A 6,000-nucleotide genomic window follows, 5' to 3' on the forward strand; every position below is an offset into this window, starting at 1 on the left:
AATTGAGTTACCCCGAGATGATCATGTAAAAATACAGGCTCGACAAAAGGTTTAAATTCGCCAGTCAATGAATTGGATTCATTAATGAAGATCTTTAAAAAGGTACCTCTTTCTACCCTGAGGGTTTTCGAAGCGGCGGGGCGTACCTGCTCTTTCGTGGAGGCAGCGAAAGAGCTGGATCTCTCCTCAAGCGCAGTCAGCCATGCAATACGCAAACTGGAAGTTGCAGCAGGGGTATCGCTGTTCACCCGCAGTACGCGTCACACGGCGCTGACGTCTGAGGGCTCCATGCTGCTGGATCATGTTCAACGGGGCTTCGAGGAGATGAGCCGTGGGTTGGCGATTGCGACCAATGAGCCCGCAGTGCCGCTGCGCCTTCACGTTGCGCCGACGTTCGCCAGTCAGTGGTTGGTGCCTCGCCTGGCGGGCTTCCTGCACGGTCATCCCGGCATCGACCTGCGTATCTCCGCCAGTACTGACTACGCGCGGTTCGACAACGATGATTTCGACCTGGACATCGTTTACGGCGAGCCCAGGCCTTCGTCACACGAAAAGACCCCACTGCGGATCGAAGAGCTGACGCCGCTGTGCAGCCCTGAGGTTGCCAGGCATCTTCGTTCACCGCAGGACTTGTATTCGCTGTTCCTGATCCAGAGCGACGGGCAGTCAGTGCAATGGAAAGGCTGGTTCGCGGCCAACGGCATGCAGCCACCGAAAAGCTACGGCTTGGCGTTCGATCGAAGCTCCATGAGTATTTCAGCGGCGGCTGGCGGCCTGGGGGTGGTGCTCGAATCTGACTTGTTAGCTGAGCAGGAGCTGGCCAGCGGTCAGCTGGTCAGCCCGCTTCGTCATGTCAGCAACAGTGTCCGCTACGTTGGCCACTATCTCGTGCACCCTCGGCGGCATCGACAACCGCATGCAGTGACTCAGTTCAAGCAATGGCTGTTCAAAGAGTTGGCTGTGCAGTGAAGAGGAGGGGCAGGCGAAGTCTTCTTCATCGATATGAAACCTGCGCAGGCTGAAGTAGTGCTGGGCAGCAGGCGGTTCAGAGCTGCATCTGTAGCAGGCAACCAGCATCTGGCGCGCTGGCCAATGCCTCCAACTGCAGCGAGTGCCGGGCACTGGTGATGTAGAGCGTTTTTCCGTCAGTACCGCCTATGCACAGATCTGTAGGAGTGGGCACCGTTAACCCAACCATGCGATCCAGGTTACCGTCTGCATCGAAGTGGGCAAGGCTCCAGCCATCCAGCTGGGTTGTCCAGACCCCGCCCGCACTGTCTACCGCCAACCCGCCAAGCCGGCCCCCACCTCGGGGAAGGGAGGCCAACCTGCGCACGTTGATACTCCCGGTATTGAGCATCAAGATATTCCCCGACCCAGGCGCCAAGGCATACACAGCACGCCCTGAAGCGTCCCAACTGAATGCACTGACCTGCTCCGCAACGGTCCAACCATGGCGCAACTCGCCCTCAGCGCTCAGTTCGCCAATCAGGCAGCCATTGCCCGTTTTGGCGCAGGCCCAGAGTGCACCGCAAGGGTGGCTAGCCAACGCTAGCAGGCGACTGCCCAACAGGTCTTGTCGAGGATGTTCCTGGCCATTCCAATCAATCAATGACCAGCCACCGACTTGTGCCACCAGCAAACCGTCTGGGTGCAGCTCCATACCGCGTATCGGAAGGTCCAGGCGGGCCACCAGGCGGCTGGTGAGGCGAGCAGGGGCGGTCTTGTTGAGCCGCTGTGTGGATGCCCCCTCGGGCTAATGTACCCGCAGGGCCCAGACGCAACGGCGCACAAATGGGCGCTGCGAAAGTGCTTTATTGCAGAAGCCGAGGGGTTGACGGCATATCGTGCAGAGGGCTCAGTCATGCCGGTTTCAAGGCCAATGCTGTTCAGCCGAGCCGGGCCAGGGTGTCGCTGATGGCGGCGCCCACCTGCTGGGTAGAGAGGGTGCCGCCCATGTCAGGGGTGACCGACCCCTGGGCAATTACCCGTTCGATGGCCTTGAGCATATCATCGTGGGCGCGCTGGTAACGGTCATCTCCCTGACCCAGGAATTCCAGCATCAGCGCCCCTGACCAGATCATCGCAATCGGGTTGGCAATGTTCTTGCCGAAGATGTCCGGTGCAGAACCATGTACAGGCTCGAACAGTGACGGGAAGTTGCGTTCAGGGTTGAGGTTGGCCGAGGGCGCAATGCCGATAGTGCCCGCGCAGGCCGGTCCCAGGTCCGACAGGATGTCGCCGAACAGGTTGGACGCCACCACTACATCGAAGCGCTCTGGCTGCAACACGAAACGCGCACAGAGGATGTCGATATGCTGCTTGTCCCAGCTGACTTGCGGGTAGTGAGCAGCCATTGCTTCGGTGCGCCTGTCCCAATAGGGCATGCTGATGGCCATACCGTTGGACTTGGTGGCCGAGGTCACGTGCCTGCGCTCGCGCTTCTCGGCAAGGTCGAAAGCGTACTTGAGGATACGGTCGACGCCGCGGCGGGTGAAGATCGATTCCTGAATGACGAATTCGTTTCCAGTGTTCTCGAACATGATGCCACCGACTGACGAATATTCGCCTTCGGTGTTTTCCCGCACCACCACGAAGTCTATGTCGCCGACCTTGCGGTTGGCCAAGGCGCATGGCACCCCTGGTAACAGGCGCACCGGGCGGATGTTCACGTACTGGTCGAACTCGCGGCGGAATTTGAGCAGAGAGCCCCACAGGGAAATGTGGTCAGGTACCTTGTCAGGCCAACCCACGGCACCGAAGTAGATGGCGTCGTATTGTTTGAGTTGTTCAGCCCAGTCATCTGGCATCATCTTGCCGTGTTGCAAGTAGTAGTCGCAGCTGGCCCATTCGAAGGTGTCGAACTGCAGCGCCAAGCCATGCTTGAGCGCGGCGGCTTCCAATACACGGATACCTTCTGGCAGGACTTCGAGGCCAATGCCGTCCCCAGGGATAGCGGCGATGCGGAAGGAATGTGTGGACATGGCAGGAGCTCTGTTCGATGAAGGAAGCACTAGGCTAATCTTATTCATTTCGGACAAAATCAGCTTTCCTGTTGAAACTTGGATTCCAGATCGTGAAAAATCTGCCCAGTCTCCATGACTTGAAGGTGTTCTTGCTGGTCGCCCGCCGCTTTAGCTTCACTGCCACTGCGGACGAACTGGGTATGTCTCCAGCGTTCGTCAGCAAGCGGATCCGTGCTCTGGAGCAAGATCTGAATCTGCGTTTGCTGCACCGCTCTACTCGCAGTGTGACGTTGACCGACGATGGTGAGCGTGTCAGTCGCTGGGCACAGCAGTTGTTGTATCAAGTCAGCCAGCTGGGTGATGAGATCGATGCCTTGCATGGCGAACCTAAGGGCCTGCTGAAAGTGATAAGCAGCCCAGGCCTTGGGCGCAGGATGGTGGCACCTGCGTTGGCGGAGTTGGCGGTGCAATACCCTAGCCTGGACATTCGCCTCGATGTTCAGGACCGCTTGGTCGACCTGCTAGAAGAGGGCGTCGACCTGGATATTCGGGTTGGTAACGACATTTCGCCCCACGTCATCGCCAAGCCGCTGGCAAAGAACCACCGAGTGTTATGCGCTAGCCCTGAGTACTTGCGAACCCATGGAACACCGGCGTCGTTATCGGACCTGGGGTATCACGATTGCCTGGTGATCAAGGAGCGCGATCACCCCTTTGGTGTGTGGCACATGACGGGAGCAAGAGGCCCAGAGACGGTGAAGGTGACGGGCAGTCTGTCCACCAACAACGGCGAGATCGCTCGGCAATGGTGCCTTGATGGCCGTGGGATATTGCTGCGTTCGATGTGGGACATCAAAGATGACTTGCAGTCTGAACGGCTGGTTCAGGTGCTCGGAGAGTATTGGCAGCCGGCTGACATCTGGGCAGTGCATACGTCGCCGTTGCTCAACTCGGCGAAGGTGAAAGTGACGGTGGAGTTTCTCCGTGAGTATTTTCGGGTGCGCTGCTAGCTAAGTTTTGGCAGGTGCTAGCGGAATATTTCCAAGGGTGCCGGAGCAATCAAGGGCCGGCGCCTACCCAATTCGGACGTTCCGGCGAAATGCAGTAGGCCTTATAAGGTGTCCATCAACCCATGCCATTGACCCGAGAACAGCATGAGCGAGATCCTCACCCAGCAAAAGGCAGGTGTACTTGTCGTTACATTCAACCGCCCAGCCTGCAAGAACGCCTTCACCCACCAGAACTACCAATCATTGACAGCCATTCTCAACAGTGCGGCGCAGTCGTGCGACATCCAGGCTGTGGTGCTGCAAGGGAGCACCTCGGTATTCTCGGCAGGCAACGACCTCAACGATTTTATCGAGCACCCACCTTCGGAGTTACAAGCCCCGGTCTGGAAGTTCCTGCACGCCCTGAACGATTTTCCCAAGCCGCTGATAGCCGCAGTCTGTGGGGTAGCAGTAGGCATCGGCAGCACCTTGCTGTTGCATTGCGACCTGGTCTATGCCGCTACCGATGCTCGTTTCAGCCTGCCTTTCGTCAACCTGGGCGTGTGCCCAGAGGGCGCGTCGAGCCTGCTGTTACCCAGGCTGATGGGCTATCAGGTCGCGGCCGAAGTGTTGCTGACCGGTGAGGCCTTCGATACCGATGTAGCGCTAAGGGCAGGGCTGGTCAACCGCGTGTTGCCTGCGGCCCAGGTGCAGGCCTGGGCGTTGACCCAGGCGCAGAAGATTGCGCAAAAGCCAACGGCTGCCGTCATGCAGAGCAAGCGTCTGCTCAAGTTAGGTATACAGGCCGAGGTCAACGCCCGGATCGACGCAGAGGCACAGGCTTTTGCCACGCTGCTGCAGGAACAGCCGGCGCAAGCCGCCATCGCCGCCTTCGTAGCACGAACGCGCTGAAGCTGTTTCAACAAGAAGCCCGGCCCTCATGATAAGGGCCGTGCTTCTTTAAAGGTGAAGCAGGCGGATCAGACCAGATTTTCCAGCTCTGGAACCGCTTCGAACAGGTCCGCGACCAGGCTGTAATCAGCCACTTGGAAGATCGGCGCCTCTTCATCCTTGTTGATCGCAACGATCACTTTGGAGTCTTTCATGCCGGCCAGGTGCTGGATCGCACCGGAGATGCCGACCGCGATGTACAGCTGCGGTGCGACGATCTTGCCGGTCTGGCCAACCTGCATGTCGTTGGGCACAAAGCCTGCGTCGACTGCGGCGCGCGAGGCACCAACAGCGGCGCCGAGCTTGTCGGCCAGGGCGTACAGGTGCTTGAAGTTGTCACCGTTGCCCATGCCGCGGCCACCGGAAACGACGATCTTGGCAGCGGTCAGCTCTGGACGATCGGACTTGGCCAGCGCTTCGCCGACGAACTTCGATTTACCTGCGTCGTGGGCCGCGCCAACGGCTTCAACCGCGGCCGAACCGCCTTCAGCAGCAACCGGGTCGAAGCCGGTGGTGCGCACGGTGATGACCTTGACTGCAGCGCTCGATTGCACGGTGGCAATGGCGTTACCGGCATAGATCGGGCGCTTGAAGGTGTCAGCCGACTCGACCGCGATGATCTCGGAGATCTGGTCGACATCGAGCAGCGCGGCAACGCGCGGCAGGATGTTCTTGCCATTGGTAGTGGCCGGAGCCAGCACATGGCTGTAGCCCTGAGCCAGCTCGACAATCAGCGGCGCAGCGTTCTCAGGCAGCAGGTGCGCGTAGGCCGCGTTATCAGCAACCAGCACCTTGGCAACGCCGGCGATCTTGGCAGCGGACTCGGCGACGCCGCCAACGTTCTGGCCAGCGACCAGCACGTGTACATCACCACCGATCTTGGCGGCAGCGGCGACAGTGTTCAGGGTGGACGGAGCAACGGCACCGTTTTCCGGACCTTGTAGAAGGTCAGCGACAACCAGGATAGTCATTCAGATCACCTTCGCTTCGTTCTTCAGCTTCTCGACCAGTTCGGCTACCGACTTGACCTTGATACCCGCGCTGCGGGCAGCAGGGGCTTCGACTTTCAAGGTCTTGTTGGTGGAGGCGAGCGA

6 protein-coding genes and 1 pseudogene are annotated in these 6,000 nt (G+C 59.2%); 3 read left to right on the top strand and 4 right to left on the bottom strand.

Going from position 1 to position 6,000, the window contains the following annotated elements; genetic code table 11:
* The first annotated feature begins 72 nt into the window (after window positions 1–72).
* Complete coding sequence (locus tag EGJ09_RS02575; protein WP_256658374.1) at window positions 73–969, top strand: LysR substrate-binding domain-containing protein; 897 nt, start codon at window positions 73–75, stop codon at window positions 967–969.
* Between the two features lie 76 nt (window positions 970–1,045).
* Here EGJ09_RS02575 and EGJ09_RS02580 read toward each other — a convergent pair whose 3' ends face one another.
* Entirely contained in the window at window positions 1,046–1,663 is a 618-nt protein-coding gene (locus tag EGJ09_RS02580; RefSeq protein WP_125923147.1) for an SMP-30/gluconolactonase/LRE family protein, read from the bottom strand.
* Between the two features lie 226 nt (window positions 1,664–1,889).
* Window positions 1,890–2,984 carry a tartrate dehydrogenase gene (locus tag EGJ09_RS02585; protein ID WP_125923148.1) on the bottom strand — a complete coding sequence of 365 codons (1,095 nt, stop codon included), beginning with the start codon at window positions 2,982–2,984 and terminating at the stop codon, window positions 1,890–1,892.
* A gap of 92 nt (window positions 2,985–3,076) precedes the next feature.
* Between EGJ09_RS02585 and EGJ09_RS02590 the strand changes: the two genes are divergently transcribed.
* Together EGJ09_RS02590 and EGJ09_RS02595 are read left to right on the top strand one after the other, a co-directional pair.
* Complete coding sequence (locus EGJ09_RS02590) at window positions 3,077–3,976, top strand: LysR substrate-binding domain-containing protein (protein WP_125923149.1); 900 nt, start codon at window positions 3,077–3,079, stop codon at window positions 3,974–3,976.
* A gap of 144 nt (window positions 3,977–4,120) precedes the next feature.
* Window positions 4,121–4,867: an enoyl-CoA hydratase gene (locus EGJ09_RS02595; RefSeq protein ID WP_125923150.1), complete on the top strand. Its 747-nt coding sequence runs from the start codon at window positions 4,121–4,123 to the stop codon at window positions 4,865–4,867.
* A gap of 68 nt (window positions 4,868–4,935) precedes the next feature.
* On the opposite strand, the gene EGJ09_RS02600 is transcribed toward EGJ09_RS02595, so the two are convergent.
* Together EGJ09_RS02600 and EGJ09_RS02605 are read right to left on the bottom strand one after the other, a co-directional pair.
* Window positions 4,936–5,877, bottom strand: a complete 942-nt coding sequence (locus EGJ09_RS02600; RefSeq protein ID WP_125923151.1) for an electron transfer flavoprotein subunit alpha/FixB family protein — start codon at window positions 5,875–5,877, stop codon at window positions 4,936–4,938.
* A pseudogene (locus tag EGJ09_RS02605) lies at window positions 5,878–6,000 on the bottom strand (electron transfer flavoprotein subunit beta/FixA family protein); the annotation flags it as partial.

This window comes from Pseudomonas sp. p106 (genome assembly GCF_003936645.1).
GTDB lineage: Bacteria > Pseudomonadota > Gammaproteobacteria > Pseudomonadales > Pseudomonadaceae > Aquipseudomonas > Aquipseudomonas putida_E.

Bases quoted from the DNA above. Each gene is read 5' to 3' on its own strand.
- EGJ09_RS02580 (WP_125923147.1), bottom strand. From the start codon at position 1,663: ATGGAGCTGCACCCAGACGGTTTGCTGGTGGCACAAGTCGGTGGCTGG.
- EGJ09_RS02585 (WP_125923148.1), bottom strand. From the start codon at position 2,984: ATGTCCACACATTCCTTCCGCATCGCCGCTATCCCTGGGGACGGCATT.
- EGJ09_RS02600 (WP_125923151.1), bottom strand. From the start codon at position 5,877: ATGACTATCCTGGTTGTCGCTGACCTTCTACAAGGTCCGGAAAACGGT.
- EGJ09_RS02595 (WP_125923150.1), top strand. From the start codon at position 4,121: ATGAGCGAGATCCTCACCCAGCAAAAGGCAGGTGTACTTGTCGTTACA.